This is a genomic window from Streptomyces sp. NPDC047042 (assembly GCF_040644035.1).
GTDB lineage: Bacteria > Actinomycetota > Actinomycetes > Streptomycetales > Streptomycetaceae > Streptomyces.
In genome coordinates this window covers 75,245-100,386 of sequence record NZ_JBEYVP010000032.1, presented here as the reverse complement: position 1 = coordinate 100,386, position 25,142 = coordinate 75,245, and the positions used below count along the sequence as shown (strand labels likewise).

The 25,142-nt window shown below is 69.7% G+C and carries 22 protein-coding genes; 9 read left to right on the top strand and 13 right to left on the bottom strand.

Annotation, left to right across the window (positions count from 1 at the left end; all coding sequences use genetic code 11):
* Positions 1-4: 4 nt before the first annotated feature.
* The 8 genes from ABZ855_RS33110 to ABZ855_RS33075 all read right to left on the bottom strand — a co-directional run bounded on the left by ABZ855_RS33110 (position 5) and on the right by ABZ855_RS33075 (position 10,226).
* Positions 5-841, bottom strand: a complete 837-nt coding sequence (locus ABZ855_RS33110; protein ID WP_360813222.1) for a DUF2182 domain-containing protein — start codon at positions 839-841, stop codon at positions 5-7.
* Between the two features lie 635 nt (positions 842-1,476).
* Complete coding sequence (locus tag ABZ855_RS33105) at positions 1,477-2,205, bottom strand: alpha/beta hydrolase family protein (RefSeq protein WP_360813220.1); 729 nt, start codon at positions 2,203-2,205, stop codon at positions 1,477-1,479.
* A gap of 74 nt (positions 2,206-2,279) precedes the next feature.
* On the bottom strand, positions 2,280-3,008 hold the full coding sequence (locus tag ABZ855_RS33100; protein WP_360813218.1) for a maleylpyruvate isomerase family mycothiol-dependent enzyme: 729 nt from the start codon (positions 3,006-3,008) through the stop codon (positions 2,280-2,282).
* Positions 3,005-3,838 (bottom strand): fumarylacetoacetate hydrolase family protein, encoded by an 834-nt coding sequence (locus ABZ855_RS33095; RefSeq protein ID WP_360813216.1) that lies wholly within the window; start codon positions 3,836-3,838, stop codon positions 3,005-3,007. The genes ABZ855_RS33100 and ABZ855_RS33095 overlap by 4 nt, the downstream gene beginning before the upstream one ends.
* On the bottom strand, positions 3,835-4,923 hold the full coding sequence (locus tag ABZ855_RS33090) for a cupin domain-containing protein (RefSeq protein WP_360813215.1): 1,089 nt from the start codon (positions 4,921-4,923) through the stop codon (positions 3,835-3,837). Before ABZ855_RS33090 ends, ABZ855_RS33095 begins: the two co-directional genes overlap by 4 nt.
* Entirely contained in the window at positions 4,913-6,586 is a 1,674-nt protein-coding gene (locus ABZ855_RS33085) for an AMP-binding protein (protein WP_360813213.1), read from the bottom strand. Before ABZ855_RS33085 ends, ABZ855_RS33090 begins: the two co-directional genes overlap by 11 nt.
* Before the next feature lie 11 nt (positions 6,587-6,597).
* A complete protein-coding gene (locus tag ABZ855_RS33080) occupies positions 6,598-8,712 on the bottom strand; it encodes an acetate--CoA ligase family protein (protein WP_360813212.1) in 2,115 nt (704 codons plus the stop codon).
* Positions 8,709-10,226, bottom strand: coding sequence for an FAD-dependent monooxygenase (locus ABZ855_RS33075; protein ID WP_360813211.1), 1,518 nt, complete (start codon positions 10,224-10,226; stop codon positions 8,709-8,711). Before ABZ855_RS33075 ends, ABZ855_RS33080 begins: the two co-directional genes overlap by 4 nt.
* Positions 10,227-10,409: 183 nt before the next feature.
* Between ABZ855_RS33075 and ABZ855_RS33070 the strand changes: the two genes are divergently transcribed.
* Positions 10,410-11,219 (top strand): PaaX family transcriptional regulator C-terminal domain-containing protein, encoded by an 810-nt coding sequence (locus ABZ855_RS33070; protein WP_360813209.1) that lies wholly within the window; start codon positions 10,410-10,412, stop codon positions 11,217-11,219.
* Positions 11,220-11,257: 38 nt separating this feature from the next.
* On the opposite strand, the gene ABZ855_RS33065 is transcribed toward ABZ855_RS33070, so the two are convergent.
* On the bottom strand, positions 11,258-12,040 hold the full coding sequence (locus tag ABZ855_RS33065; RefSeq protein ID WP_360813208.1) for an IclR family transcriptional regulator: 783 nt from the start codon (positions 12,038-12,040) through the stop codon (positions 11,258-11,260).
* Between the two features lie 354 nt (positions 12,041-12,394).
* On the opposite strand from ABZ855_RS33065, the gene ABZ855_RS33060 reads away from it, so the two are divergent.
* From ABZ855_RS33060 to ABZ855_RS33040, 5 genes are read left to right on the top strand one after another with little or no spacing between them, the layout of a single operon-like run.
* Positions 12,395-13,399 (top strand): amidohydrolase family protein, encoded by a 1,005-nt coding sequence (locus ABZ855_RS33060; protein ID WP_360813206.1) that lies wholly within the window; start codon positions 12,395-12,397, stop codon positions 13,397-13,399.
* 16 nt (positions 13,400-13,415) lie between these two features.
* Positions 13,416-14,966 carry a bifunctional 3-(3-hydroxy-phenyl)propionate/3-hydroxycinnamic acid hydroxylase gene (locus ABZ855_RS33055; RefSeq protein ID WP_360813204.1) on the top strand — a complete coding sequence of 517 codons (1,551 nt, stop codon included), beginning with the start codon at positions 13,416-13,418 and terminating at the stop codon, positions 14,964-14,966.
* On the top strand, positions 14,963-16,255 hold the full coding sequence (locus ABZ855_RS33050) for an MFS transporter (RefSeq protein ID WP_360813202.1): 1,293 nt from the start codon (positions 14,963-14,965) through the stop codon (positions 16,253-16,255). Before ABZ855_RS33055 ends, ABZ855_RS33050 begins: the two co-directional genes overlap by 4 nt.
* Positions 16,252-17,388 (top strand): maleylacetate reductase, encoded by a 1,137-nt coding sequence (locus tag ABZ855_RS33045; RefSeq protein ID WP_360813200.1) that lies wholly within the window; start codon positions 16,252-16,254, stop codon positions 17,386-17,388. The genes ABZ855_RS33050 and ABZ855_RS33045 overlap by 4 nt, the downstream gene beginning before the upstream one ends.
* Positions 17,389-17,395: 7 nt before the next feature.
* Positions 17,396-18,259, top strand: a complete 864-nt coding sequence (locus ABZ855_RS33040; protein WP_360813198.1) for a dioxygenase — start codon at positions 17,396-17,398, stop codon at positions 18,257-18,259.
* Positions 18,260-18,466: 207 nt separating this feature from the next.
* Here ABZ855_RS33040 and ABZ855_RS33035 read toward each other — a convergent pair whose 3' ends face one another.
* Positions 18,467-19,798 carry a DUF6348 family protein gene (locus ABZ855_RS33035; RefSeq protein WP_360813196.1) on the bottom strand — a complete coding sequence of 444 codons (1,332 nt, stop codon included), beginning with the start codon at positions 19,796-19,798 and terminating at the stop codon, positions 18,467-18,469.
* A gap of 97 nt (positions 19,799-19,895) precedes the next feature.
* On the bottom strand, positions 19,896-20,111 hold the full coding sequence (locus tag ABZ855_RS33030) for a hypothetical protein (RefSeq protein ID WP_360813194.1): 216 nt from the start codon (positions 20,109-20,111) through the stop codon (positions 19,896-19,898).
* A 74-nt stretch (positions 20,112-20,185) separates the two neighbouring features.
* Between ABZ855_RS33030 and ABZ855_RS33025 the strand changes: the two genes are divergently transcribed.
* The gene (locus tag ABZ855_RS33025) at positions 20,186-20,941 is read left to right on the top strand and encodes a class I SAM-dependent methyltransferase (RefSeq protein WP_360813192.1); all 756 of its coding nucleotides are present in this window, start codon (positions 20,186-20,188) and stop codon (positions 20,939-20,941) included.
* A 268-nt stretch (positions 20,942-21,209) separates the two neighbouring features.
* Here the strand turns inward: ABZ855_RS33025 and ABZ855_RS33020 are convergent, their stop codons facing one another.
* Positions 21,210-21,605, bottom strand: a complete 396-nt coding sequence (locus ABZ855_RS33020; RefSeq protein WP_360813190.1) for a hypothetical protein — start codon at positions 21,603-21,605, stop codon at positions 21,210-21,212.
* A 1,068-nt stretch (positions 21,606-22,673) separates the two neighbouring features.
* Here ABZ855_RS33020 and ABZ855_RS33015 point away from each other — a divergent pair.
* A complete protein-coding gene (locus tag ABZ855_RS33015) occupies positions 22,674-23,270 on the top strand; it encodes an NUDIX hydrolase (RefSeq protein ID WP_360813188.1) in 597 nt (198 codons plus the stop codon).
* Complete coding sequence (locus ABZ855_RS33010; protein WP_360813186.1) at positions 23,270-23,845, top strand: NADAR family protein; 576 nt, start codon at positions 23,270-23,272, stop codon at positions 23,843-23,845. Before ABZ855_RS33015 ends, ABZ855_RS33010 begins: the two co-directional genes overlap by 1 nt.
* 139 nt (positions 23,846-23,984) lie before the next feature.
* Here the strand turns inward: ABZ855_RS33010 and ABZ855_RS33005 are convergent, their stop codons facing one another.
* Positions 23,985-25,106: an aromatic ring-hydroxylating dioxygenase subunit alpha gene (locus tag ABZ855_RS33005; protein ID WP_360813184.1), complete on the bottom strand. Its 1,122-nt coding sequence runs from the start codon at positions 25,104-25,106 to the stop codon at positions 23,985-23,987.
* Positions 25,107-25,142: the final 36 nt, after the last annotated feature.

The window sequence follows — 25,142 nt, the reverse complement described above, 5'->3', positions numbered from 1 at the left end:
TGAATCACATGCCGTCCATCGACGGCATCGAGCCCTGCAACCCCGGCAGCAGCCAGTCCTGGAACGGTGCGAGCACGGCCAGCACGAGAAACGCGACACCCACGACCCGGCCGAGCAGCGGGCCACGGGACCACAGCTTCTCCACGAAGATCAGCACGGCCAGTGCGGCCATCGCCGCCACGTTCATCACGCCGAGCGGGACCAGTACGACCATCAGTCCCGCGCAGCAGCCGACACAGTAGGCGCCGTGATGGACGCCCACCCGAAGGTCTCGGACCGGCTGCGGGAACCCGGCGTAGCGCACCAGGTGGCTCATGGGGTCACGGCAGTGCCGCAGGCAGACGTACTTGAGGGGGCTGAGCTGATACAGACCCGCGAGCAGGAACGCCACCGCGCCGATCCAGCGCCCGGCCGTGGGATGGTCGTCCACGAGGCCACCGGTGAGGGCCAGGGCCGCATAGGCGAGCAGTCCGAAGGAGGTCCACACCAACAGATACCCGCCCACGAACTCGACGGTGCGCACGGTCCGCGCCCAGCCGGAGGACTGGCGGCCGATCCCGCGCACCCATGTGATGGCCACCGGCGCCATGGACGGCAGCATCATGGCGGCCATCATCGTCACCCACAGCAGCAAGAACAGCGGCAGCGCCATCCCCATCGTGCCGGGCTCGACCCCCATGTCCCGGGCCTGTCCGATCGTCAGCACCCAGGCGGGCACAGCGATCAGCACGACGAGGAACCAGGCGGCCGCGAGTTCCCGCGCCGGCAGCAGGCCCCCGCCCGCTCCGGTCGGCGCGGGCGACCGGGCGGACGCGAAGGCGAAAGTCCGGCTGTGACGCATGGGCGTGTACTCCTGTGGGTGGTTCCAGGACATCACGCCTCCGTCTGCGACGCGACCTCTCAGCCGCCGTGACAGCTGTCCATGAACGCCAAGATCCGAACACCTTCGGCGAATCCCTCGAACTCCCTGCGGGAGATCCGCAACACGTTGGCCTACTGGCTGAGAGCCGGTCTACCACCACTGGCAGCGAAGGCAGCAAGACGGCGTCTGGGAGCGGATGTTGACCGTTCTCCGCGAGCAAGAGGCGGGTGCAGTTCGGCCGTGATCCCACGCCCAGTGCCGGCATCGTGGACACTCAAAGTGTTCGGGCCAGTGACCGCGGTGGCCTGCATGGCTATGACGGCGGCAAGCAGGTCAGCGGCATCAAGTGCCACCTGGCCAGGGCCGCCATCGGCCCCGCCAATGGGCCGCACTGGCTGCCGGACGGCTGGTCGGCCCTGGGCCGCCTCCCACCGCCCGGTGCCTCCGGCAGCCTGCCGCGCGCGCCAACGCCCTCTTCGAGGGCACGGGCGCCGCCGCCGTGCACCGCCCGAATATCCCCCTCCCCGCGTGTGTACGTGTGTACGTGGCGGCTGCTCCGCCGCCGGACGAAGGCCGCTGCACGCAGGGCACATGTACGGCCGTCCGGCCGGCGCCTATGCCGCGCAGGCCCTGACGAACGCGTCGGCCAGTTCGGCGGGGCGGGTGAAGAGGGCCTCGTGGCTGCCCGGGGTTTCGATGACCAGCGGGTTCTTGAGCCGTGGCAGGAAGCGGTCGGCCCAGGCCCACTCCCCTGGCAGGGCGAGGTCCTCGGTGGCCAGGACGTAGGCGGTGGGGATGTCGAGTGCGGTGAACGCCGTCGTGTCCGGCTTCTCGGTGAAGGTGCCGAGAGGCTGCGGGACGAGCAGGGAGTGGATCACGCGCTGGGTCTCCTCACTGGCGTCCTGCATGAATGCCTGCTGGAAGACCTCGAAGGGAAACGTCACTGTGTCGTTGCCGGAGGCGGCTGCCACGGCGTGGAACATCTCGCCGTAGTGCGGCGGGCACGCGTCGATCAGGGACTCGCCGTCCTGCGGCACGAACGCGTTCCAGAAGACCAGGCGCCGCAGACGCGAAGCGAGCTTCGGCGCCGCGCCGGCGAGGACGTAACCGCCCCAGCTGTGGCCGACCAGGGTGACGTCGGACAGCCCGGCACGTTCGACGTAGTCCACCAGGCTGTTCACGCAGTCGGTGAGGGTCACGCCGCGCGGGTCGTCGTCGGCGCCCAGCCCGGCCAGGGTGGGGGTGTGCGCCACGTGTCCGGCGGCTCTCAGCTCCGTCGCGACCGGGCGCCAGGCCCATCCGCCGTGACAGGCTCCGGTCACCAGGACGAAGGTCTCGCTCATGTCGGTCTCCTTTGATCGCGTGATCGGGTGATCGAGTGGTCGGGTGATGAGTAGTCGGGTGATGGGGACTGGGTTCACAACCAGCGTGGAATGTCCGGGAGTTCACCCGTGACACGCAGCTCACGCCGCTCACGCAGCTCTTGGATGCTGCCCCGGCCGGTGAGCCAGGAGGCCAGGGTGTGCGGCGGTCCGGTGACCGTGGCGCCCGGGACGGGCGTGCCGAGTACGACGGTGCCGTGGCCCTCCATCGCCAACTCGGCGCCGATGCCCGGCTCGACGCGGGCCGACATCCACCCGGCCACATCGCGTACGAGGGCTCGGGCGAAGCCGGGAGGCAACGCGTCCATGCCGACGCCCACCCGCAGGTCGACCAGGTGGATCCACACCTCGCGGGCCCGCAGCCACGGCACCTCCGACGCCGGGATCTCACGGCCCTGGCCGCTCACGACAGTGGCCGACCAGGCGTCGGCCGAGAGCGCCTCGGCGGCTTTCCGGAAACGCGCGGCGGATTCCCGTACGTCCGCCCGCTGTTCGGCGAGCGGGCGTCCGGCGCCCGCCTCGATGTCCGTGGCGCGCTGGTCCGGCGAGGTGTACATGGGTGCCGGAATCCCCGTCCGGGCCCAGGTCAGCAGGTTGACCAGGGCGTCGGCGTTGCGGGCGAGGTGGGTGAGCAGATGGCCGCGGGTCCAGCCGGGCAGCGCGGACGGTGCGGTGACCGCGTCGTCCGGCATCGCGTCGATGGCCGCCAGCAGCCGGTGCTGGCCGTCCTCGACCCACTCGAGAACCCGTTCCGGTCTGCTCACGCCTTGTCCTCGACGACCGTGTTCACGCACTCCCCGATGCCCTCGACGACGGTCCGTACGACCTGGCCTGGCTTCAGGAACACCTTCGGGTCGCGGGCCGCGCCGACCCCGCCCGGGGTGCCGGTGAGAACGAGGTCGCCCGGCTCCAACGTCGTGAAGGTGCTGAGGTACGCGGCGATGTCCGCCGGGGTGAACAGCAGGTCGGACGTGCGTGAGCGCTGCATGACCTGCCCGTCCACCTCCAGGCGGATCTCCAGGTCGGCCGCGTCGTCGATCTCGTCGCCGGTCACCAGCCAGGGCCCGGCCGGCGTGCTGGCCTCCCACGCCTTGCCCTGCAGCCACTGCGGGGTACGCCACTGCCAGTCCCGCATGGAGATGTCGTTGACGACGGTGTAGCCGGCGATCGCGGCCGCCGCCTCCTCCTTGGTCGCCCGACGGCGCAGCCGCGAACCGATGACGAAACCGAGTTCGGCCTCCCAGTCGAGTTCCTCCGTCTCACCCGGGTGGACGATGTCGTCGCGGGCGCCGAGCAGGACGTTGGCGAACTTGCCGAAGAGCGCGGGGTACGACGGCATCTCGCGGCCCATCTCCGCGATGTGGGTGCGGTAGTTGTGGCCCACGCAGAAGATCTTGGCGGGGGTGGTGACGACCGGGGCGAAGTCGAGGGCCGCCACGTCGTGCGCCGGTCCGTCGGCGGCGTCCGCGTGCGCACGCCAGTCGGGGCGGCGCAGCAGGGCGGCGACGTCGGGGGCGCCCATCTCCACGGCACGGTCGCCGTCGAGGCGGACGGCCGCCGTGCCGTCGGCGGTACGGATGGTGGCGAGCTTCATGCGGAGGTGCTCCCGGTCGTTTCGGTGCGGGCGAGGTTCAGTGCCTCGTAGAGCGGCGCGTCGTTGAAGGTGAACAGGTCGAGCCGTGTGTCGGCGGCGATGGTGAGGGCGCACCAGGAGGGGACCGCGATCAGGTCGCCGTCGGACACCTCGATCTCGCGGTCGTCGAGTGTGACGGTGCCGCTGCCGCGGAAGACCTGCCAGACGGACGAGCCGACGGTGCGGCGGGTGGCGGTGGTGGTGCCCGGGCGCAGGCGGTGCATCTCGGTGCGCAGGCTGGTGAGGGCGTCGCGGCCGGTGGCAGGGTTGGTGAAGCGGATACCGGCGTGCCCGGGCTCGATGACGCCGGGGTGTCCCTCGTCCTCCAGCTCCAGTTGGGCGGTGAGGGCGTCGTCGGTGTCGGCCCAGCGGTAGGCCATGAGCGGGGAGTCGGGGGTGCTGGAGGCTGCGATCGGGCGCAGTCCCGGGTGGCCCCACAGGCGTTCGTTGCGTGAGCGGGACGGGGTGGAGCGGTCCGAGACGCCGTCCTCGCCGAATTCGAAGAACCCGGCGTCCAGGCGGTGCACGAGCGGGATGTCGAGACCGTCGAGCCAGACCATCGGCGCGTCGCCGACGTGGTGGTGACCGTGCCAGTGCATCGACGGGGTGAGGAGAAGGTCGCCGGGGCGCATCTCGACCGCGTCGCCGCCCACGACCGTCCACACGCCCTCGCCCTCCAGAACGAAGCGGAAGGCGCCCTGCGAGTGACGGTGTGCGGGGGCGACCTCGCGCGGGCCGAGGTACTGAACCGCCGCCCAAAGATTGGGAGTCGCGTACGGGCGGCCGGGCAGGCCCGGGTTGGCGAGCGCTATGGCGCGGCGCTCACCGCCGCGCCCGACCGGCACGAGGTCGCCGGCCCTGCGGGCGAGCGGGAGGAGCGTGTCCCACGGCCAGACGTGCGCGGCGGCCTCGGGCTGCGGGGTGAGCGGCATCAGGTTGCCGATCTCGGTCCACAGAGGGATGAGCCCCGCGGAGGCGAAGCCGTCGTACAGCTTGCGGAGTTCGGGGTCCGTCTCCTCCGGGGCTATGACGGAGTCACTGGTCATCGGAGGTTCCTTCGGTGTCGAGGCGGCGCGCGATGTCGGCCCGCAGGGCCTTCTTGTCGATCTTTCCGACCTTGGTGGCGGCGAGTTCGGGGACCGTCACCAGCCGGTCGGGGAACTTGAAGCGGGCGATGCCCGCGTTGTCCATGACGTGGTGGATGTCGTCGAGGGCGACCGTGTGTCCCGGTTCCGGTACGACGTAGAGGCAGACGCGCTCCCCCAGTTGTGCGTCGGGCATCGCCACGGCGGCGGCGCGGGCGACTCCGGGCGTCTGGTACGCGAAGTTCTCGATCTCCTCGGCGGAGATGTTCTCCCCGCCCCGGATGATCATGTCCTTGTCGCGGCCCTCGACGACGAGGTTGCCGTCGGGCAGCAGCCGCACGATGTCGCCGGTGCGGTACCAGCCGTCCTCAGTGAAGGCGCGGGCGTTCTGCTCCTCGGCGCAGTAGTAGCCGCGCGGCGTGTACGGCCCTCGGGTGAGCAGCACCCCCGGGACGCCGTCGGGGACCCGGTTGCCCAGTTCGTCGACGACGAGGAGCTCGTCGTCCTCGCACATGGGGCGCCCCTGCGTCGTACAAATGATGTCTTCGGGGTCGTCCAGGTGCGTGTAGTTGAGCAGGCCTTCGGCCATGCCGAACACCTGTTGGAGGGTGCAGCCCAGTTCGGGGCGCACCCGGCGGGCGACATGGTCGGCCAGCCGGGAGCCGCCGACCTGGAGGAGTCTGAGCGAACTCAGGTCGGTTCCGGGGTTTTCCCGGTGGTGGTCGAGCCAGCGCAGGGCGATGGCCGGGACCAGCGCCGAAGCCGTGACGCCCTCGCGTTCGAGGATCGGGAACGCCTTCTCCGGGTTGGGCGAACCCAGCACCACCCGGCCGCCGTTCAGCAGCGCGCCCAGCAAACCGGGGCAGGCGAGCGGGAAGTTGTGCCCGAGAGGCAGCGCGGCGAAGTAGACCGTGTCGGCGCCGAACGCGCAGACCTCGGCGCTGCGGCGGGCGTTGTAGAGGTAGTCGTCGTGGGTGCGGGTGATCAGTTTGGGCAGTCCGGTGGTGCCGCCGGAAAGCAGGAAGACGGCGATCGAGCGGCTGTCCGGCCGGTACCCGTCCACGGTGGCCCGGTCCGTCGGCGTGCCGGGCGCGGCGCACAACTCCCGCAGGTCCACGGCGTCGTCGCCGACCTTGTCGCCGAGTACCAGGACATGCTTGAGGGTTGGTGAGCCTTCGGCGACCTCGAAGGCCATCGCCTGGTGGTCGTGTTCCTTGAGGACGTCCGGTACCGCGATGGCCACGGCCTCGCTGTGCTCGACCAGGTGGCCGATCTCGTGTCGGCGGTGTCCCGGCAGTGCCATCACCGGGATCACGCCGAGACGCAGACAGGCGTAGGCGAGGATCACGAACTCGGCGGTGTTCGGCAGCTGCACCACCAGTCGGTCGTCCGGGCGAAGCCCCAGCGCGGCCAGCCGCAGTGCCACGGCGTCCGCGCGCTCGGCGAGCTGACGGTACGTCAGCCGAAGCTCGCCGTCGACGAGTGCGACCGTGTCGGGAGTGGCGTCGGCGACGGCGTGGAGCCGGTCGCCGATCGTGTGGCCCTCCCAGTAGCCCTTGTCGGCGTAGCGCCTGGCGTACTCCTCGGGCCAGGGCACAGCGCCTTTGCTGCTCGGCCTGGGCATGGTCGTTCTCCTTAACGGTCCTGTGCGGCCTGGGCGGCCTGTGCGGCCTGTTCGGGGGAAGCGGTGGGGACGATCACGGCGTCCAGCGCGATCAGTCCGTCGGCCGTGAGCCGCAGCGGGTTGATCTCGATCTCGGCGGTGCCGGGACTCGCGGCGAGGCAGGCGCCAAGTGCCGAGACGACCCGCCCGAACTCGGCGCGATCGAGCACCGGCCCGCCGCGCCAGCCGTCGAGCAGGGCGCGGGCGGCCAGGTCGCCGGGCATCTGAGCGGCCTCGGCGACGGAGAGCGGGGCGAGCCGGATCGCCACGTCGGCCAGCGCCTCGGCGGCCGTGCCGCCCAGCCCGGCGAGGACGACCGGCCCGAACACGGGGTCGCGGCGCGCGCCGAGCACGAGGTCGACGCCGGCCGGGGCCATGGCCTCGACCAGGTAGCGGCGGTCGGGTCCGATGGCGTCCAGGGCCGCGTCGAGTTCGTCGGGGGTGCGCACGCCCAGGTGGACTCCGCCGATCTCCGTCTTGTGGAGGACCGCGGCGTCGAGCACCTTGACCGCGACGGGCCCGCCCAGCAGGCGCAGGGCGTGGTGGGCATCGGCACGGGTGTCGCAGGCGAGGCGCTTGGGGGTGCGGATGCCGAGCGAGGCGAGGAACGTCTTGGCGGCGTCCTCGTCCAGCGGGCCGGGCGGCACGCTGGGGGCCGGCTCCTGCCGCAACCCGTCGGTGGCCTTGCCGATGGCCTTGTCGATGGCCTTGCCTGTGGGCACGGCACGCTGTCGGGCATGCGTCACCAGCGCCCGTACGGCGTTGGCGGCGGAAGCGGGTCCGGTCAGCGCCGGAATTCCCGCCTTGTGCAGCCGCGCCCGCTGTTCGGCTACGTCCTCGGGCAGGCCGCCGACGACCACCACGGCCGGGGAGTCGGTACCGAGTCCGGCGTCCTGGGCGGCCGAGGCGAGGTCGACGCTGTCGGGCTCGGTGAGGGCGTAGACGGCGAGCAGGTCCACCGCCGGATCCGTGGCCGTCGTCTCCAGCACGCGCGCGAAGGTCTCGGCGGGCCGTCCCGTGTCGACCGGGTTGCGCTGATAGGTGAGCGGGGGCAGCAGTTCACCCAGCGCCCGCTGCGTGGTCCCGGCCAGCTCCGGCATCCGGACGCCGTCGGCGCCCGCCCGGTCCGCCAGCAGCAGCCCCGGCCCGGCCTGGGCGGTCACGACGGCGAGTCCGGGGTCCGGATGGGGACGCAACTGGATGCGGGACAGCGCGGTGAGCGCGTCCACCATCTCCCGTTCGTCGTCCACGACCACGGCCCCGGCCTGCCGCAGCGCGGCCCGCGTCGTACGCCAGGAGGTGGCGAGCGCTCCGGTGTGCGACCGGGCGAAGTCACCGACGTCGCTGCGGCCGACGACCAGGGCCACGACCGGCTTGACGCCTGCCGCCAGCCGTACGGCCTCCACCAGCTCTCGCCCGTCCGGCACCGTCTCCAGATGCAGCGCCACGGCCGTCGTACGGCTGTCTCCCGCGAGGTGGGCCAGGACGTCGGCGGCGGTGACGCCGAGGCCTGCTCCGATGCCGACGCCGAGGCTGATGCCGTTGCCGGCGGCGACCAGGTCGAAGGAAAGCGCGTGGTTGACGCCTCCGCTGGCAGCGACCACCGCGATGTCCCCGGCCGGGAGCTGCCCCGCCGCGGGCACGAAGCTGGCCGTCAGGCCCAGGTGGGGGGCGAAGAATCCGGAGGTGTTCGGTCCGAGCAGCCGGATCCCGGTCTCCTGGGCGACGAGGCGCAGTGCGTCCGCGTGTGCCTCGCCCTCCGGGCCCGCCTCACCGAAACCGCCGGCGCAGACCAGCGCTGCCCGGCAGCCGGCGGCGGCCGCTTCGGCCAGTGCGTCGGCGCAGCCGGCGGCGGGCACGCACAGCACGGCCAGGTCGAGCCGTCCGGCGGTGTGTGCGGCTGCTTCGGCGACCGACGCGTACACGCCCTCGCCGGGCTCCGGGCGCCGTGCGTTGACCAGGGCGCGGGCGCCGGGGAAGGGGGCCAGCGAGCGGGCCATGGCGGCGCCCAGCTTTCCGCTCTGCCGGGAGGCGCCGATCACGACCACGCCCTCGGGCGCGAAGAGCGGCGTCAGATCGGTGCTCATGCCCGCTCTCCCGCCACCAGGTCGGCGCGCCCGGACAGCAGCAACGTCTCCGCGCGATCGTCGTCCATCGCGTCCTCCACGATCAGTACGGGGACGCCGTGCACTAGCCGGGCCTGCTCGGCGAGCAGCGACCGGGTGAACGGGGTTCCGCCCTGTACGGCGACCAGGTCCGGCGGATCGTCACCACTCGGGGTGTCGGCCAACTCGGCGTAGATCTCAGGGAGTTGCGTCTCATCCTCGGGTGCGGTGAGCCACCGGCATCCGCTGGAGCGCAGCGCCGTGACCTCCTGGGAGGTCAGCCGCCGTCCGCCGAACTCCCTGAAGGGGGTGTCCAGGGGGTCGCGTCCGTCGTGCGCCGCCCGCCAGTCCCGTACGACCTGGTCGATGAACTCGGGGTCGCGGCGCGCGATGCGTCCCTTGCCGATGCTGCGGGAGATGAAGTGGAAGGCGAACTGCGTCGGTTCGAACGCGTCGTGGTAGCGCCCGAAGTGCTCCCACCAGGACAGGCTCGGCCGGGCGGAGCCCTGGATCTTCTCCACCGAGGGGCGCCGGGCCGCCTCGTACGCCTCCAGGGCGCTCGGCAGGTCGTCGCGGTGCGCGATGAGGCTGTCGGCGAGGGCGACGGCGTCCTCCAGGGCCATCTTCGTACCGGAGCCGACGGAGAAGTGCGCGGTGTGCGCGGCGTCGCCGAGCAGGACGACATTGCCGCTGTGCCAGCGCTTGGTGCGCCGGGTGCGGAAGTTGCCCCAGCGGGAGTTGTTGACCAGCAGTTCGTGCCCGTCGATCTGTTCGGCGAAGAGCTTCTCCAGGTACGCCTTGCTCTTTTCGTCACTCGGGCCGGGCGGCACCGCTGTGTCGAACTCGTCCAGGCCCGCCCTGCGCCAGGACTCCTCGTCCGTCTCGACGATGAAGGTGCTCACGCTGTCGCTGATCGGGTAGCCGTGCACGGCGAATGTGCCGTGCGGGCCGTGTTCGTGGACGAAGGTCAGGCCGTCGAAGAGATAGTCCGTGCCGAACCAGATGAACTTCGCGGTCGCGACCTCCACCTCCGGCACCAGCACGTCGGCGAGGCGGTCGCGCAGCCGGGAGTTCGCCCCGTCGGCGGCCACGATCACGTCGTAGTCGGCCAGCTCGGCCGGATCGGCGGGAACCTCGTGGCTGAACCGGAGCTCGACCCCGACCTCCTCGGCCCGCCGGTGCAGCAGGTGGAGCAGGGTCCTGCGGGTGATGGCGGCCATGCCGTTGCCACCGCACCGGATCCGCTGCCCCTTCAGCCGCACCTCGATGTCGTCCCAGTGCCGGCCGTGGTCCGCGAGAGCCGTGCGCAGCACGGGGTCGGCCGCGTGGATCGAGGCCAGGGTCGCGTCCGAGAACACCACGCCGAAGCCGAAGGTGTCCTCCGCGCGGTTGCGTTCGAAGACCGTCACCTCGACCGACGGATCGGCCTGCTTGATGAGCGCTGCGAAGAACAGCCCACCGGGGCCGCCTCCCACGCAAGCGATCCGAGTAACCATGGCTTCTGCCTCCACGTCGAGTACAGGCCCAGACTCAGGCCCGGACACATCTCGTGTCAATGGATGCACGGGCGTGAATAATTTGTTGCGCTTCAGAGGGGCTGTTTCTCCAGCGAAACCAAGCCTCTGTCCAGCCCGACGGTTGGTCCTTGTGACGGTCGTCCCTGTGGCATAGTCGGTTCCGTGAAGCCTCGATCGATCGTCTTCGACCTGTTCGGCGACTACGTCCGCTACCGCGGCGGCGCCGCTCGGCTGCGTACCCTCAGCGCGCTGATGGGCTGCTTCGGTGTCGGCGAGAGCACGGTGCGGGTGGTCCTCGCGCGGCTGCGCAAGGAGGACTGGTTCGACGTCCGGCGCGAGGGCAGGGAGACGGTCTACACGCTCAACAGGCGCAGCCTCCAGCTCCTCGACGAGGGCCGCGCACGCATCTTCGACCGGGCCCCGTCCGACTGGGACCGGCACTGGCACATGGTCATCTACTCGGTCCCCGAGACCGAGCGCGGCGTACGCGACCGCATCCGCAAGGAGCTGGCCTGGCTGGGCTTCGGCCCCCTGGCCCCGTCCACCTACGTCTCCCCGCACGACCGGCTCCAGCAGGTCCGGGAGAAGTTCGCGGACGAGCCGGCGGTACGCCTGGACACCCTGCGCTGCCAGTCGGGCGGTCTGCCCGTGGACCGCGAGATGGCGGCGCGCGGCTGGGACCTCGCCGCCCTCAACGAGGACTACCGGGAGCTGCTGCGCACCTACCGCAGCCGGATGCCGTCGTACCGGGCCGGGCACCTGAGCCCCGAGGAGGCGATGGTCGAGCGCATGCGGCTGACCTACGACTACCGCAAGTTCCCCTTCCGCGACCCGGACCTGCCGACCGATCTCCTTCCCGCGGGCTGGGTGGGCCACGAGGCGCACGAGATGTTCCTGGAGGCCCACGAGGTCCTCGGCCCCGCCGCCGAGTCCTACTACGACGAGGTGGCCGGCCCGCGTCCCCTCACGTAGGGCCCTCTACCCGTAGGGCTCTCTACCCGTAAGGGTCTCTACGGCAGATACCCCAGCTCGTGCGAGGCCGCGGCCACGGTGTCGCGCAGTTCCTCGGTCACCTCGGCCAGGTGGTCCGGTGTGCCCAGGCTTTCGGGCAGGACGACGGAGACGGCGAGCGGCAGCGGGTCGCCTGCCGCGAAGACCGGCGCGGCGACCGAGATGATGCCCGGGATCACGCCGCTGTGCGTCACGACGTGTCCCTCGCCTCGGATCCGCGCCCGGGTGGCGGCGAGGCGCTCGCTAGTCCACTCCGCCTCCCGGCCCTGGAGCTCTCCGCTCAGCACCTCGTCCGTGAGACTCTCGGGCAGGTGCGCCAGGAAGACCTGGCCCACGGACGACGTGAGCAGGGGAAGCGTGGCGCCGACGCGCACCGTCAGGGGCAGCGGGCGGGTGCCGTACGCCCAGCTCACCACGATGGGGCCGCGGTCCCCCCACACCGCGAGGTTCACCGAGTGGCCCGTGCGGTCGCGGAGCTGTACCGCGTGGCCGCTCACCACCGCAACCTCGTTGGTGCGGCGCAGCGACTCGGCGCCCATGCGACGCATCGCGGCCCCAAAGTCGTAGAGGCCCGAGGCGGGATCCTGCGAGGTCAGACCGATACGGCCGAGGCTGACGAGGTAGCGGTGCACCTTGCTGGGCTGCATGCCGCTCGCCTGTGCGATCGCCGACAGGCTCAGCGCACCGCCGCCGCTCTCCAGCGCCAGCAGGACTTTCATCGCCATCTCGACGGACTGGATGCCCTGCCGCTCCCCGTTCTCCCTGGGGTCTGTCGTGGTCACAGCGCAGCCTTCTCCCCTGCCGGTGCATGAACGCGGTCAGCCTATCGAGGCGGCCGATACAATCGATCTACATTCACTATTGCGGAACGCGTTACGTTCTGGTGAACTGCGGGAGCGGTGGCGGTCACCTCCCCCGACCTCCCCGCCCCACCGGCGGCCCGTCTCGCAGCCGCCCGGAGCCACTCGTCCTCCGGCGCACACACCCGCGCATCCCATCCGCCCGGCCACTCACACCGAGCCCGGCGCCGCCGCACCCCGCCTTGCCCCCGGGACCTCAACGGCAGAACGAGGCCCGCGTACGAGATCCCGCGTACGAGATCCGGCATACAAGATCCCTCCGAGGAGAACTCCGCGATGAAGCTGATCGGCCTCGAAGAACACTTCGTGACCCCTGACCTGGTGGGCCACGGCGCCTCCACCGCCTCCATCGCCCAGCCCCAAGCGTGGGCCGAGGCCTCCCGGCGGCTACTCGACCTCACCGAGGAACGCCTCGCCGGCATGGACGCCGCGGGCCTGGACATGCAGGTGCTCTCACTGAACTCACCCGGTCTGCAGGCGGAGAAGGACCCGGCCTCCGCCGTACGCCAGGCGATCACCGTCAACGACTTCCTCACCGGTGTCATCGCCGAGCACCCCGACCGCTTTTCCGGCTTCGCCGCTCTCCCCCTCCAGGACCCCAAGGCCGCCGCCGACGAACTGGAACGCGCGGTCACCCAACTCGGACTGCGCGGCGCCCTCGTCAACGCGCACACCCACGGCAGGTACCTGGACGACCCCGCCCTGCGCGTCGTCTGGGAGCGCGCCGAGCACCTCGACGTACCGCTCTATCTGCACCCCGCCAACGGCGTCGACACCGCGCACGTGCTCTCCGGTCACCCCGAACTCGTCGGACCGATGTGGAGCTGGGGAATCGACACCGCCACCCACGCCCTGCGACTGATCTTCGGCGGCGTCTTCGACGACTTCCCGAACGCCAAGCTGCTCCTCGGCCACATGGGAGAGGGACTGCCCTACGTGATGTGGCGCATGGACTCCCGCTGGGAGTTCCACGCGCACCACGGCATCGAGCTCGAGCGCGGGCGCCCCTCGGAGTACATCCGGCACAACCTCTACATCACCACCAGCGGCGTCTGCTCCCCCGCCCCGCTGATCACCGCCCTGCTGTCGATGGGCGCCGACCACATCCTCTTCGGCACCGACTACCCCTTCGAGGACATGGAGACGGCGACGACGTTCCTGCGGGACGCCCCGATCAGCGACGCCGACCGGCTCAAGATCGGCCACCGGAACGCCGAGAAGCTCCTCGGCCTCACCACCACGACCACCACGACCACCACGCCCGCACTCGCGGGTGTCTGAGCGGAAGGGAACGCACGTGTACGACGTCGCCGTCATCGGTTACGGGCCCGTCGGCATGGTCACCGCGGCGCTGCTCGGCCAGGCGGGCCACGACGTGGTCGTCCTGGAGCGCTACCCGACCCTCTACAACCTTCCGCGCGCCGCCATCTTCGACGACGAGACGATGCGGACCTTCGACCGCCTCGGAATCTCCCGCGATCTGCTGCCCACCCTGCACGTCCAGCGCAACTACGAGTGGCGCAACGGCGCGGGCGAGCTCCTCATCGAGCACGACTTCGCCGCCGTCGGCGGCCAGGGCTGGGCGGAGTGGTACATGATGTACCAGCCCTATCTGGAGGACACCCTCGACGGCCTGGTCCGCGGCCTCGCAAACGTCGAGATCCGCATGGACTCCCGGGTCAGCGGCCTGCGAAGCACGCACCACGGCGTGGACATCCAGGTCGAGGGAAGCGACACGGCCGTCTCGGCCCGGTACGTCGTCGCCTGCGACGGCGGCAACAGCTTCACCCGCACCTGGCTCGGCGTCGGGCAGGAGGACTACGGGTTCTCCGAGCCGTGGATGGTCTGCGACTTCCGACTGACCGGTCCCACTGACCTTCCCAAGGCCCGTCAGGTGTGCGACCCGAAGCAGCCGGTGTCGATCATCTCGCTGGGCCCCCGGCACCACCGGTTCAGTTTCATGCTCGACTCGGCGGACTCCTTCCCCGTCGAGCGGGAGCCCGACCGGGTGTGGGCACGGGTCGCCGACCACGTCGGCCGCTCCCAGGCCGAACTCGTCCGCGTCGCCACGTACACGTTCCGCTCGCTCGTCGCGGAGCGCTGGCGCAGCGACCGGGTCCTGCTCGCCGGGGACGCGGCCCATCAGATGCCGCCGTTCCTCGGACAGGGCATGTGCTCGGGCATCCGTGACGCCCAGAACATCGCCTTCAAGCTCGACGCCGTGCTGCGCGGCGCCGACGACACGCTCCTGGACACCTACCAGAGCGAACGCGAGCCGCATGTGCGGGCCATCATCGCCAAGGGCATCGAACTGGGCCGGGTACAGACCATGCGCGATCCGGTGGCCGCCGCCGAGCGGGACGCCCGCCTGATCGCGCTTCGCGAGGCGGACGGGCGCCCCGAGAGGATGCGCTTCCCGGGCCTCGGCCCCGGCCTGCACGACGGGTCGCCGCAGGCCGGGCACCTGATGCCGCAGGGCCGGGTGGAGTCGCACGGCGCCGAAGGGCTCTTCGACGAGGTTCTCGGGCGCGGATTCGTGCTCCTCGTCGACGGCCGGGCCGGCGCCTCGCTCGACGCCTCGACCACGGAAGCGGCCGCCCGTCTCGGCGTGGCCGTCCATCACCTCCCCGACCGCCGCCTCACCACGGAGGGGATCACCGACGTCGGCGGCGTCTACGGACGCTGGTTCGACGAGACCGGCCGCGCAGCCGTGCTGTGGCGGCCCGACTTCTACATCCTCGGCACCGTGGGCGTCCTCTCCGACGTCCCGGCGCTCCTGACCACACTTGCCTCAGCAGTCGAGCCGGTACAGGCTCCTGCCACAGCTGGAGAAGGGATCCGGCCATGACCGCACCCGCCGCCGTCCGCCCGCAGGTCCACAGAGTGTCCGCGAGCACGTTCATGCTGATCGCCGCCTGGGTCGTCGCGTCCCTCGAGGGCTACGACCTCGCCGTGTACGGCGTCACCGTCCCCGCGATCCTCGGCGACCCCGCACTCGGCATCGACAAGGCCGAGGCAGGCACGATCGGCTCCCTCGTCGGCATCGGGATGCTGATCGGCGCGGCCCTCGCCGGAGCCCTGCTCCACCGCACCGGCCCACGCCGGCTCCTGCTCGTCGGCAGCACCGTGTTCTCGCTCGGGATGGCGGTCTGCACCTTCGCCGGTGGCGTCCCGTCGTTCGGCGCCGGACGCCTCGTCGTCGGCCTCGGCCTCGGCGTCGTACTGCCGACCATCAACGCCTACGTCGCCGACCTCAGCGAGCCGGGCCGCCGCAGCCGCAACGTCACCCTGGTCATGAGCGGCTACGCGGCAGGCGCCCTGCTCTCCCCGCTGCTCGGCACCGCTCTGCTCCCCGACGTCTCGTACCGCTGGCTGTACGTGATCGGCGTGCTCCCCGTGTTCCTGGCCGTACCGCTCGTCCTCCGGCTCCCGGAAAGCCCGTTCCACCTCCACCGCACGGGCCGCGCGGCCGAGGCGAGAGCGGTGGAGGAGCGGCTCGGCCTCGCCCCGTCGGTCGTCGCGCCGACGTCGGACCCCGGCCGCATGCTCGGCCTCGGATCGCTGCTCACGGGCGGCCTCGCGGTGTCGACCCTGCTGTTCTGGGCCATGTCCTTCTGCGGGCTCCTGCTCGTTTTCGGCATCAGCACCTGGCTGCCCAGCATCATGCAGGCCGCCGGCTTCTCCCTCGGCTCGGCGCTGCTGCAGACGGCGGCGATGTGGCTGGGCGTCGGTGTCGGGGCCATAGTCGGCGGACGGGTCGCGGACGCGCTCGGCGCCAAGCGTGTCGTGGTCGTCGCGTTCCTCGTCGGCACGGTGAGCCTGATCGCGATGAGCACCCGCCCGCCGACGCCCGTCATGTTCGTCCTCATGTTCATCAGCGGGTTCGGGTTCATCGGTTCGCAGATCCTCGGCAACGCGTTCATCGTGACCCGGTACCCGGACGCCGTCCGCGGCAACGGCCTCGCGTGGGCCCTGTCCATCGGCCGCTTCGGCGCGATCGCCGGCCCGTCCCTGGGCGCGTTCGTCCTCGGCTCGGGCGCGGACGTCGAATGGGCCTTCTACGCCTTCGCCGTCCCCGCGCTCGTCGGGGCGTTCGCGGCGGGCGCCGTACCCCGGGCGCGGACGGTGCAGGCGTGACCGACGCCGCTTCGCCGGTCGTCTATGAATCGCCGGTCGTCTACGAATCCTGGGGCCAGCGGGTCGTCTTCGGCTCGGGCACGGTCCGCGAGGACGTGGCCGCCGCGGTCGCCGGGCTCGGCGCGAGCCGGGTCCTGGTGATCTCGGCCGAGGGGGAACGGGCCCTGGCCGAGGACATCTGCAAGGGCATCCCGGTCGTGGCGGTCTTCGGCGGCGTCCGGCCGCACGTGCCGGCCGAGGTGGCGCAGGCCGTGCGGTCCGCGGTCCACGAGCACCGGGCCGACCTGCTGCTGAGCGTCGGCGGAGGGTCGACGACGGGCACCGCCAAGGCCGCGGCACTCACCACCGGGCTGCCGATCCTCGCCGTCCCGACGACCTACGCCGGTTCCGAGGCCACCCCCGTGTGGGGCCTCACCGAGGACGGCCACAAGCGCACCGGCGTCGACCCGAAGGTGCTCCCCCGGGTCGTCGTCTACGACGCCACACTCATGCTGTCCCTGCCGACGAGGCTGTCGGTGACGTCCGGCCTCAACGCCCTCGCCCACTGTGTCGACGCGTGGTGGGCGCCCCGCCACAATCCGATCAGCTCCGCGCTGGCCGTCGAGGGCGTCCGCTCGCTGGCATCCGCATTGCCGCGCATCGTCGCCGACGGCCAGGATGTCGCGGCCCGCCGCGAGATCCTCTTCGGCACCTACCTCGGCGCGGTCGCCTTCGCGGGAGCCGGCTCCGGGCTGCACCACAAGGTGTGTCACGTCCTCGGGGGCGCGTACGACCTCGAACACGCCGCCCTCCACTCGGTGGTCCTGCCGCACGTGGTCGGCCTCAACCTGGCGGCGGCGCCCGAAGCGGCCAGCCACCTCGGAGCCGCACTCGACGAACGCACCGACCCCTTCGGCGCGTTGCTGGCCCTGTACGCGCGGCTCGAACCCCCTTCCTCACTCCACGAGTTGGGCCTGCCCGAAACGGATCTCGACCGGGCCGCCGACCTGGTCATGGCCCAAGTGCCCCACTCCAACCCGCGCCCGGTCGACCGCGACGAGATGCGCGAGCTGCTCGGCCGCGCGTACCGGGGCGACACCCCGGTGCCGGTACCGGTCACCGCCCGTGGCACCAAGAGCAACCATGAGGACTGAGACTGACATGCCTGAGACTACGGAACAGCAACTCACCGACCAGGTCGTCGCGAGCTTCGACACCGCGAAGGACGAACGGTTCCGCGAGGTCATGCAGGCGCTCGTACGGCACGCCCACGCGTTCGTGCGCGAGACCCGGCTCACCGAAGCCGAATGGGGCGCGGCGATCGAGTTCCTGACCGCGTCCGGTCACATCACGACCGACACCCGACAGGAGTTCGTCCTCCTCTCCGACGTCCTCGGCATCTCCATGCTCACGGTCGCGGTGAACGAACCGGACCACGGCGAGGCGACGGAGTCCACGGTCCTCGGCCCCTTCTTCGTCCAGGACTCGCCCGAGATCGAACTCGGCGGAGACATCGCGGGCGGTGCGAAGGGCGAGCCGTCGTGGGTCACCGGCACGGTCACGGACACCGACGGCACCCCCGTCCCCGGGGCCCGCATCGAGGTGTGGGAAGCCGACGACGACGGCATGTACGACGTCCAGTACGACGACGGTGCCCTGGCCGGACGAGCGCACCTGTTCGCCGACGCCGAGGGCGGCTACCGGTTCTGGGCGCTCACACCCACGCCCTACCCGATCCCCGACGACGGCCCCGTCGGCCGGCTCCTCCAGCACGCCGGCCGCTCACCGATGCGGGCCTCGCACCTCCACTTCAAGGTGACCGCACCCGGCTTCCACCCGCTCACCACGCACATCTTCGTCGCGGGCGATCCCGGCTTGGCCGGCGACTCGGTATTCGGCGTGAAGGAGTCACTCGTCCGCCCCTTCGACCGCCACCAGCCGGGAACGCCGACACCGGGCGGCCGCCGGCTGGAAGGGTCGTGGACATCGGCAAGCTTCGACATCGTCCTCAGGAAGGAGGGGTAGGGGCGGTCAGAGACGCAGGGGGCGGGGGTGACAGCTCAAAGAGGGCATCTGATCTGGGTAGTTGGTGTTCTGGGGGCAGTCGCAGGACCCGGCATGCCTGGTCGACGGCGGCTTCGGTGGCCTGTTCACTCATCCGGCGGCGAGGGCTCATGGCGGCGGCTTCTTGCCGTGCCAGCACAACGCCCAAGGCCTTCCCCTGCCAACCCCTTAGCTTGACGGCGAGCGGCGGAAGCGGTCGCCGAGGACGAACTCGGCGGGCCAGCTCTCGCTCAGTACCTTGCTGAGCAGGGGGTCGGTGGACTCCAGAACCTCGCTGGGGCGGACCGAGCCGTCCTCGTTGATCCGTTGGCCGCCGAGGACGACGGGGGCTCGCAGGACGCCCTCGCCCCAGGGGCCGATGGCATTGCACAGCAGGCCCTCGAAGCGGTGACCGGCCAGGTCGTCGTTGTGGACCCGCTGCACGAAGTCTTCGATCACGGCTGCCTCGAGGTAGACCCAGGCGAGGTAGACCACCGTGCGTCCGTCGTCCAGACGGATCGGGAGGCGGACCTTGAGGAAGTTGCCAACGCCCTCCGCGATGATGATCATGCCCGTGTCCGACTTCACGCGGCGCCTACGTTCTTCTTCCGAGAGCTCGGCCACCAGGTGAGGCAGGGCCAGGTCGAAGCCGGGGTGCTCCGGGTCGAGGTGGCCGCCGCAATCGCAGGCGCAGGCGCAGACGCAGGCGGCGCCATGGCTGTGGGCATTGGCATTGGCGTGCGCGGAGGCGGAAGCGAGATCGAGCCGGACCGTCGGATAGCTCGGCTCGCCGCTGCCCGCCAATACCGGCAGCAGCAACGCATAGAACCGAACCGCTGTGAACGTTGTTGGCTCGGGCAGTCCGAGCGCCGCCATCGCTGCCGATGCGGCCTCGTGACGCTCACCGTTCACGCGGATCTCAGCCTGCATAGCGCCAGGGCTGCCGCCATAGAAGACCTTGACTCCGTTGAAGAATGGCGATTCCAGGTCCGCGGTGAACGAGTCCGCGATCCGGTGCAGCAGGTTCGCTTCCAACAGCGCGCCCTGAAGCCGCCGGTTCTCGTCGACATCGTGTCCGAGACCGACCGCGCCCGACGTGATCACGTGCCAGCCGGGCACGCCACGCTCGTCGTCGGGGCCCGCGTGGTCCGCGAAACGCTCGCGGCGGTCGAGGAGTTCCAGCAGACACGCGCCTGCCGTCTGCACCCACGTGTTCGCTGCATCCTGGGGATCGGCAGACATCGACACAACGCAGTCCATGAAACACGGCACGTCCGGCTGAAGACCGACGTCCGGTAGCGCGACGAGGTCGTAGTGGTGGCCGCCCCCGTGATGCGGCGGGGCTACGCCCACGGCCCAACCATGCGGGCTGCTCAACGAGTTCCCCTTGAGCTGGGCGCCCTGCGTCACGCCGGGCGCGAGCTCTTCGAGCCCGCGTCTCACCAGCGCGAGGAACTCCAGGTCGGGCAGCCGGTTCGCCGGTGATTCCTCTTTGCGCTTACGACGTCGTATCCAAGACACCCGTGGATGGTACTGAGGCCGGACAACCGGGCAGCGCTCGGGCTTGTGGCTCCGGAGGTGCCGGGTGCTTGGACAGGGCTTCCAGACCGGGGGATGGCTAAAGGGCCAGACCATCGCGGCGGCGTGATCGCCTAACCAAGGGCGGTAACCCCGTCTTCACCTCGTTCGGTTTGGGTTCGCAGGCTTCGACTTGCTGTTTCCTGTCGGCGATGTGCCGCAGGCTCTCCTGTGGGCGGACCGCGACCTCGCCGAAGTCGACCTCGTCTTCGGCTGCGGCTTCGGCGCCGGCCAGGTGCGACTGCTCGATGAACACCGCAGAATTTTCAGCTTCCACGCTGATGGACTGACGTCCTACCGTGAGTCTGCCGCGTGACGGAGGTAGTGGTTGTGACAGGCTATGACGTGCTTGCCGAGGTGTACGAATGGCTCATCTCGGATGCGAAGTTGCCTCCAGCCGAGTTCGCTGCGTCGTTCGACGACGTCCTCAATCTTCTGCCGTCGAACGCTCACGTCCTCGACTGTTCTTGCGGAACAGGACAGTTGGCGGTTGGCCTGGCCGGCCGTGACATGCAGGTTGTCGCAACTGACGCCAGCGAGGCGATGGTTCGTCGGACCGCAGAGTTGGCTGAGAAGTTCGGGGCATCCGTCCGGGCCGTACGGGCGAACTGGGAAGAGCTGCCCGAGCATTTCCAGGACAACACGTTCGACATGGTGTTCTGCGTTGGCAACTCGCTTCACCATGCCACGGGCGCGACAGGCAGGCGGGCTGCTCTGGAGTCGATGTCACGGCTTCTGCGCCCCGGCGGGCGCTTGGTACTCACATCCCGCACTTGGGAACTCGTGAGGGCCAGAGGTTCCCGGCTGGAGATCAGTGACCGACTCGTCCGCCGGAACGGTCGCGATGCCATGGTGGTCTACCGCTGGGAGATTGCGCCGCATTGGACGGAGGAGCACCACATCGAGATTGCGATCGCGCAAGTTGATGCGACCGGGTTGGTTCTTGTCCGCTCGGAAGTGCTGTCCTGCTGGCCCTACCGGTACGAGGAACTCGAAGTCGATCTGCACCGGGTCGGACTCCAGACCGAACTGAGCACGTTCGATCTTGAGGCCGAGAACTACATGGTGGTCGCGAGCAAGGTATGACGGCGACACCGGACTCTCAGTTCCTGGCCCGACCGCGCGGTTGCTCGCAGGACGCTTGCGCCTCTCATCGGTGCGGGTTCAAGTGGTCAACGCACGGCCTCGGACGAGGAGTGCTCGTCGACTGAACGGCGGTAGATCCCGGGTGACGGCGTGTCGCTGTTTCCTGGTCGCATCCAGATCAATGAGCAGGATCTCGTCGAACAGCGCGGTGAGCTGGTGGATCCCGCGTTCGCATGGATCCCAAGGCCGCCCGCCATGATCTATCTGGTCAGAGTTCGTAGGGATGGACAGCGATCTTCTCGCGCTCGATGAAGAGCTCGACCCAGGTGCCGGCAACACCGTCGGGTAGCGGATCGGCGAGGTCCAACAGGACAGTTGCGCCGTTCAGGTCCAGCATGGCAGCACCGTCCTCTGTGAGGCTCAACCGGCCCCGCACCACAACGCAGTGCCCGCCGGTCCGGAGCCCGGGGCCGATACCAGCAGCCGACTTGGCGTTCCGCCCCCAGACGATGTCCTCGTCGATGGTCCACTCGACGTGGTATTCGCCAGGCTCTGCCGTGCGGTCCCCGCACCAGCGGACCGCAGTGTGGCCAAACGCGGTTCTGACATCCGCCAGCCAGGAGGTTCCGGGAAACTTCGCGACCTTCACCAGTTCGATCAGCACGGGTCGATCATGCAATATTCGATGTGCCTTCGGAACCTGTACCCCTGTGCAGTCTCGCCGTTGCCTGGCACAGGTTCGCCGGAACGGCAGTGCCGTCGTCCGCAACAGCTTGCAGCGTCACGGTTTTCTGCCCCTCGCCTCCTACACACTGCGCGGAGCTTCCTGAGGTGAAAAGCGCTCCAGCGACCGCGTGTTCACCGTTGGGCGACTCGAGGAACGGCGAACTGATCGGCGGCCCGCACCCGTCCAGGTCATACACCTGAGAGTCGCTGTATGCGTCGATGCGAACGCCCGTGTAATCCGCGAGAGGCGCATCTGTCGCCGTGTCCCAACCGCCAATGGTGTATCCGACCTTCGACGAGACACCCGTACCGTCTGATATCGACGGCGCGAAGTCCGGAGCGCCTAGTACACGGGTACGACCCAGCGTGCCCTGTAGGCCCTCTACGTCCTCTGGACACGGGTGACGTAGGTGTCCTCATCGAGCCCTTCGCCCGCAGCCTCCCCCGCATCGACGAGAGCGACTACGTCATCGGACACATAATGCAGCGCAGGCATCCGTGGGGCGTCGCCGTCTCCACCAGTTACCCGATCCTCAGCCGTGCAGAGGTCTAGCGGCGCGGACCACCACGACTTGCCGACTGAGTGACCGGTGCGTCGGAGCTCGCAGCGGCCCCACGACACAGGCCAGCCGTCCGTGCCCGAGGGACACCGTCCACAGCGGGCGGCTCCCAGTCCTGCCCAGCAGTGCGTACGGCTTTGCCTGCTGCGGATCTCCCGTAGCCAACCGTCTCCACCGTCCCGGCGCCCCTGTCCGGCGTAGCCTCGTTCCTCAATGAGGGCGAAACAGCCGCGCAGGGCAAGGGATAGTCCCACCAAGACATGGTGGCGAGGTCCTTCAGCGCGGCCTGCGCGGCCTTGACGCCTCCGGGCTCGAGGATCTGGCTCAAGACTCAAGAAGAGTGCCGGGCATCATCAGCAGGTCCCTGTGGGTGTGTTCAGGCGATCAGCCGCAGCGAGTCAGGGGAGGCCGGGGTGTCGAGGGGATGGATACGGACATCGACAGAGGTGGTGCACGAAGGACCGTTCTTCTCGCTGCACCGGGACGAAGTGCTGCGCCCGGACGGTGTCGCCGGCGTCTACGAGCACGTGGTCGTCGAGGACAGCGTGCGCGTGGTTGCCCTGGATGACGAGGGCCGGGTCGTTCTGGTCGAGGACGACTTCTACCTCCAGCAGCGGCGTGTACTCCACCTGCCGGGCGGCGGCTGCGCGGGACAGGACCCGCTTGACGCGGCCCGGCGGGAGCTTGAGGAAGAGACCGGGCAGGTCGCTGGTGACCTGCGTCTGCTGGCGACTGTCGATCCGCTGCCCGCGACGACCCGCGCGAGGACGCACCTGGTCGTGGCCACCAATCTGCGTCCGGGAACAGTTCAACGGGAGGGCACAGAGACGGGTATGACGGTGAAGTGGTGGACGCTGGACGCCGCCGCCACGGCCGTCCGAATCGGCCGGATCACCGAGGCCGGGAGCGTCATAGCGCTTCTCCTGATGGAACACGCGCAGGCATGGGGTGACGGGCGTGAACGCGGATCCGGAGGTACGCCGTACTGCGTTCGATCTTTACCCAGATCGTCCCTTCCGCTCCGGCCGCCTCCCACCAGGTAGTGGTGAAGGGCGGCCCTGGCGAAGAAAACTGGTTGCCGGGGCTGGGGCATGCCTGGCAAGGTGCGGGTTTCCGTAACACCCGTGAGGTTCGTGTGACGATTTACTTCTATGGCGCAGATGAAGTCCCTTACGGGTGCTTCTCGAACTTCTCCGATCACGGCTTCGACCTCGACGGGCTCTGGTGGCCAACATCGGAGCACTATTTCCAGGCGCAGAAGTTCAAGGGCACTCGCCATGCGGATCTCGTCCGGCGGGCGCGCACGCCGCTGCGGGCAGCGGAGTTGGGGCGGGACTCGTCCCAACCTCTGCGGAGGGACTGGGAGCGGGTCAAAGACGACGTGATGCGCCGTGCGGTGGCAGCCAAGTTCCGGGCGCATGCTGATATCTGTGACGTTCTGCTGTCCACAGGTGACGAAGAGATCGTCGAAGACACCACCACCGATCACTACTGGGGTCGCGGCAGGACCGGGAACGGCAAGAACATGCTCGGGCGGATTCTGGTGCGCACCCGTAGCCAGTTGCGCGCCGAACTCACCAAAACTCCCGACACCGACGGCCGCCGTCCGAGGCAGTGATCCGGGAACCGTGCGTGGGGGCCCATAGGCAGGAAGCCGGCGTCGCTCGCTCGTCGCCCTGGCCCAGGAAGCCGGCGTCCCGCGCAACGCACTCACCCAGCGCCACCCGGACCTCAGAAACGACTTCTCAACCTGTCGGTCAGTCGCTGCTGGAGATGTCGCCCATGAGTTTCCAGTAGACGTCCAGGAAGCGGAGGTTCTCGACCTCATAGATGTCGTTGAAGGGGCCTGGGACGTAGGCGGGGTTGGTGACTCCCCTCTGTACCGAGGTGCAGAGCTGGTTGTCCTGTTCGCGTGCCAGCTTGTGCAGTTCGAAGAGTGTGGCGGGGTCGTAGTCCGTGCCGGCTTCGGCCTTCTCGGGTACGAGGAAGGTCTGGGTGATGCGAGTGCGGTTGGGGGCCAGCGGCGTGTAGGTCATCACGGCGACGCAGTCCGGGCTGGCGACCATCTCGAATGTTGACGTGTGCCACTGGAAGAAGCCGCGTGCCTCGTCCAGGGGGGTGGTGCACTCGAAGAGCACCTTGCTCTCCAGCCGGCCCGAGCGCGTCACCGAGAGCGAGTCGCCGAGGAGCGGGTTGACGAAGTAGACGTAGTCCTCGCCTCCGTCGGCGCCGCCGGCGTCGCCGTCCTGGTCGAAGACGCGCACGAGTTCGGGGTGGTTGATCGCGCAGTGGTAGCACTCGAGGGCGTTCTCCCAGCAGATCTTCCAGTTGGTCTCCACCTCGTAGGTGGCGACCTCGGCGACCTTGGCCCGGTCGAGGTCGGCGTAGGGCCAGACGACCTCGGCGAGGGTTGCGTGGACAGGGGTGGGGGTCTCGTCGCCGAGGTGGACGAAGACGCAGCCGTTCCAGATCTCCGTGTGGGCGCGCTTCAGACCGAACTGGGTCTTGTCGAAGGCCTCGCCCATCTTGGGAGCGCCCCGGAGGCTGCCGTCGTGGTTGTAGGCCCAGCCGTGGTAGTTGCAGGTCAGGGCGCGTTTGCAGGTTCCGGTCTCGTCAGAGACGAGTTGTGACCCGCGGTGACGGCACACGTTGTGCAGTGCGTTGATCGCGCCGTCGCCGGCACGGACCAGAAGGAGGTCTACGTCGCCGACGGCGAAGCGCTTGTAGGAACCGGTCGTCGGGAACTCCGAGACGTGTCCGGCGTACTGCCACGTCGAGTAGAAGATCTTTTTTAGTTCCTTCTGGAAGTGCTCCTGCGACAGGTACGCCTCACGGGGCAATGCCTGGGCGGTCTCGGGGGGACGAATGGCGGGGGCCATAAAAAATCTACCTCGATGTGTTGGAGTGCGGTGTTG

Coding starts and splice junctions, on each gene's coding strand:
- ABZ855_RS33110 (WP_360813222.1), bottom strand. CDS start 841: ATGCGTCACAGCCGGACTTTCGCCTTCGCGTCCGCCCGGTCGCCCGCG.
- ABZ855_RS33105 (WP_360813220.1), bottom strand. CDS start 2,205: ATGAGCGAGACCTTCGTCCTGGTGACCGGAGCCTGTCACGGCGGATGG.
- ABZ855_RS33095 (WP_360813216.1), bottom strand. CDS start 3,838: ATGAAGCTCGCCACCATCCGTACCGCCGACGGCACGGCGGCCGTCCGC.
- ABZ855_RS33090 (WP_360813215.1), bottom strand. CDS start 4,923: ATGACCAGTGACTCCGTCATAGCCCCGGAGGAGACGGACCCCGAACTC.
- ABZ855_RS33085 (WP_360813213.1), bottom strand. CDS start 6,586: ATGCCCAGGCCGAGCAGCAAAGGCGCTGTGCCCTGGCCCGAGGAGTAC.
- ABZ855_RS33080 (WP_360813212.1), bottom strand. CDS start 8,712: ATGAGCACCGATCTGACGCCGCTCTTCGCGCCCGAGGGCGTGGTCGTG.
- ABZ855_RS33075 (WP_360813211.1), bottom strand. CDS start 10,226: ATGGTTACTCGGATCGCTTGCGTGGGAGGCGGCCCCGGTGGGCTGTTC.
- ABZ855_RS33060 (WP_360813206.1), top strand. CDS start 12,395: ATGAAGCTGATCGGCCTCGAAGAACACTTCGTGACCCCTGACCTGGTG.
- ABZ855_RS33050 (WP_360813202.1), top strand. CDS start 14,963: ATGACCGCACCCGCCGCCGTCCGCCCGCAGGTCCACAGAGTGTCCGCG.
- ABZ855_RS33040 (WP_360813198.1), top strand. CDS start 17,396: ATGCCTGAGACTACGGAACAGCAACTCACCGACCAGGTCGTCGCGAGC.
- ABZ855_RS33005 (WP_360813184.1), bottom strand. CDS start 25,106: ATGGCCCCCGCCATTCGTCCCCCCGAGACCGCCCAGGCATTGCCCCGT.